This is a genomic window from Methylobacterium sp. WL18, assembly GCF_008040015.1.
Lineage (GTDB): Bacteria > Pseudomonadota > Alphaproteobacteria > Rhizobiales > Beijerinckiaceae > Methylobacterium > Methylobacterium mesophilicum.
Map to the genome: position 1 here is coordinate 1 of NZ_VRVD01000495.1, position 3503 is coordinate 3503.

At 71.7% G+C, this 3503-nt stretch carries 3 protein-coding genes; all 3 read left to right on the forward strand.

Annotated elements, in window-relative coordinates; translation table 11 throughout:
* On the forward strand, positions 1 to 848 hold an 848-nt coding region (locus FV228_RS23680; protein ID WP_348645070.1), incomplete at its 5' end, for a tetratricopeptide repeat protein.
* Positions 849 to 1005: 157 nt separating this feature from the next.
* Positions 1006 to 1521 carry a cytochrome c maturation protein CcmE gene (ccmE, locus tag FV228_RS23685; RefSeq protein ID WP_147856810.1) on the forward strand — a complete coding sequence of 172 codons (516 nt, stop codon included), beginning with the start codon at positions 1006 to 1008 and terminating at the stop codon, positions 1519 to 1521.
* A 9-nt stretch (positions 1522 to 1530) separates the two neighbouring features.
* On the forward strand, positions 1531 to 3503 hold a 1973-nt coding region (locus tag FV228_RS23690), incomplete at its 3' end, for a heme lyase CcmF/NrfE family subunit (RefSeq protein ID WP_147856811.1).

Consider the following 3503-nt stretch of genomic DNA (forward strand, 5'->3'; position numbering starts at 1 on the left):
TGCGCCGGCGCCGGGCGGCCTCCGCCTTCGCGCTGTCCACGATTCCCCTGGTCGCGTTGATCGCCTACGGGCTCTACGGCTCGCCGGAGCTGCCGGCGCAGACCGACGCCGACCGGCAGGCCGCCCGGGGCGGCACCGAGGACCTGATGAAGGCGGTCGGCCAGATCGAGGCCCGCCTCGCCCGCGACCCGAACGACGCGCGGGGCTGGGCCGTGCTCGCCCCGGTCTACATGCGCACCGGCCGGTTCGACGACGCGGCCCGCGCCTTCGCCAACATCGCCCGGCTGAAAGGCGAGACCGCCGACGTCCTGTCCGATTGGGGCGAGGCTCTGGCGGCGGCAGGCGAAGGCACCGTCACCCCCGAGGCCAAGGCCCTGTTCGAGAAGGCCCAGGCCAAGGACCAGAACGCGCCGAAGCCCCGCTTCTATCTCGCGCGCGCGGCCGAGCAGGCCGGCGATACCGCCGAGGCGATCCGCCAGCTCTCCGCCCTGGAGGCCGCCAGCCCCGCCGACGCGCCCTGGCTGGGGCTGGTCCGGCAGAACCTGGCCCGGCTCAAGGGCGAGGCGGCGCCGGCCGCCGCGCCTCTGGCTCCCCCGAAGATCCCGGCCGAGCAGCAGGCGGCGATCCGCGGCATGGTCGATGGGCTCGACGCCCGGCTCAAGGCGGGCGGCGGCACACCGGACGAGTGGCTGCGGCTCGTGCGCTCCTACAGCGCACTCGGCGATCGCGATCAGGCGATCAAGGCCCTCGACCGCGCCCGGATGGCGCTCGCCACCAACGCCGAAGCGGTGAGCCGGCTCGACGGGCTCGCCCGGGAGCTCGATCTGACCGCCAAATCCAATCCCTGACGGCGCCGAGGGGCTCCTCGCGGCTGTTCGTACGACAATCGGTCCTGCCCGACGCCCTTGACCGGCGCGGCTGCCGGGCCGACACCCTGCAGGCTGGAATGAGAACGGTTTAGGTCTGCTCGGGCCAAAGCCCGTCGGATCCCGGGGTGGAAGAATCGTGACGCGCAAGAGCCGCCGCCTGATCCTGATCACTGCCTGCGGCAGCGTGCTCGCGCTCGCCGTGGGGCTGATCCTGTTCGCCATGGGCGGCTCGATCGTGTTCTTCCGCTCGCCCACCGACATCGCCCAGCAGGCCATACCCCCCGGGACCCGGATGCGGCTCGGCGGCCTGGTGAAGGACGGCTCGCTTCGGCGCGGGCCCGACCAGACGGTGGATTTCGCCGTGACCGACACCAACGCCACCGTCGAGGTCCAGTACAAGGGCCTGCTGCCCGACCTGTTCCGCGAGGGACAGGGCGTGGTGGCAGAGGGCATGCTGGAGCCGGGCGGCCGATTCCGGGCCGACACCGTGCTGGCCAAGCATGACGAATCGTACATGCCCCGGGAGGTCGCCGACGCCCTGAAGGCGCAGGGGCGCTGGCAGGAAGGTGGCGAGAAGGGCGGCGCCAAGGTTGCGCCGAAGCCCGTCACCGCCTCGAATGGCGGGACCCTCGGCCCCCGCAGTGAGCGGTAAGGAAACCGGATGATCGTCGAGACCGGCCATTTCGCGCTCGCGCTCGCGCTGGCGATCTCCCTCGTCCAGATGGTGATGCCGGTCTGGGCGGCGCGCTCGGGCGACCCGGCCCTGCGCCAGGCCGCCTCGCAGGCGGCCTTGGGGGCCTTCGCGTGCGTGCTGTTCGCCTTCGCGGCCCTGACCTGGGCGCACGTCACCTCGGACTTCTCGGTCCAGAACGTCGTCGAGAACTCGCACACGCAGAAGCCGCTGATCTACAAGTTCTCCGGCGTCTGGGGGAACCACGAGGGCTCGATGCTCCTCTGGGTCCTGATCCTGACCCTGTTCGGCGCCTGCGTGGCCGTGGCCAAGAATTCCGTGCCGCCGCGCCTGCGGGCCAACACGCTCGGCGTGCAGGGCCTGATCACCTTCGTGTTCGTGCTGTTCATCATCACGACCTCGAACCCGTTCAGCCGCGTGGTCCCGGCGCCGCTCGAGGGCAACGACCTCAACCCGCTGCTGCAGGATGTCGGGTTGGCGATCCACCCGCCGCTCCTCTACGTCGGCTATGTCGGCTTCTCGATCAGCTTCGCCTTCGCGGTCGCCGCCCTGATCGACGGGCGGATCGACGCGGTCTGGGCGCGCGCCGTGCGGCCCTGGACGCTCGCGGCCTGGTCGTTCCTGACGCTCGGCATCGCGATGGGCTCCTACTGGGCCTATTACGAGCTCGGGTGGGGCGGCTGGTGGTTCTGGGATCCGGTCGAGAACGCCTCCCTGATGCCCTGGATCGCCGGCACGGCGCTGCTGCACTCCACCGTGGTGATGGAGAAGCGCGACGCCCTCAAGGTCTGGACGGTGCTGCTTGCCATCCTGACCTTCTCGCTGTCGCTGATCGGCACCTTCCTAGTCCGCTCCGGGGTGATCACCTCGGTGCATTCCTTCGCCACCGACCCGACCCGCGGCGTCTTCATCCTGGCGATCCTGATCCTGTTCATCGGCGGCTCGCTGACGCTGTTCGCCTGGCGGGCGCCGCTCCTGCGGCAGGGCGGCCTGTTCGCGCCGATCTCCCGGGAGGGCGCGCTCGTCCTCAACAACCTGTTCCTGGTGGCCGCCTGCGCTACGGTGCTGGTGGGGACGCTCTATCCGCTCCTGTTGGAGATGCTGACCGGGGAGAAGATCACCGTCGGGCCGCCCTTCTTCAACGCGACCTTCATCCCGCTGGCGATCCCGCTCCTGCTGATCGTGCCCTTCGGTCAGGCGCTCGCCTGGAAGCGCGGGGACGTGCTCGCGGCCTCGCAGCGCCTGTTCGCGGCGCTCGCCGTCGCCCTGGTGGTCGGCTTCGCGGTCCTGGCGCTGACCTGGGGCGGCCCCGTGATGGCGCCGGTCGGGATCGGGCTCGGCGCCTACCTGCTGATCGGCTCGGCCCTGGAGATCGTCTCCCGGGCCCGGGGCTTCGGGTCCAGCCGGACGCGCGACGTCGGCCAGATCGGCCGCCGGGCCATCGGCCTGCCGCGCTCGGCCTGGGGCACGGCGCTCGCCCATGCCGGCGTCGGCGTGGTGGTGATCGGCATCGCCGCGCAAGGCTGGGCCACCGAGGGGCTGGCGACGCTCAAGCCCGGCCAGACCCTGTCGACCGGCCCCTACACGGCGACCCTCGACCGAGTCGCGCCGCGCGCCGGCCCGAACTACGAGGAGGCCGCGGCCTTCCTGACGATCCGGACCCGCTCCGGTGACGAGGTCGGCCGGGTCGAGACCGGCAAGCGCTTCTACCCGAGCCGCAAGATGTCGGTGACGGAATCCGGCCTGCTGACCATCGGGGCGAGCCAGGTCTATGCCAGCCTCGGCGAGATCGGCCAGGACGGCGGCGTCGGCGTGCGCCTCTACTACAAGCCGCTGGTGCTGATGATCTGGCTCGGCGCGGTCGTGATGGCTCTGGGCGGGGGGCTGTCCCTCACCGACCGCCGGATGCGCGTCGGCGTGCCGGCCAAGGCGCGGGCGCGGGC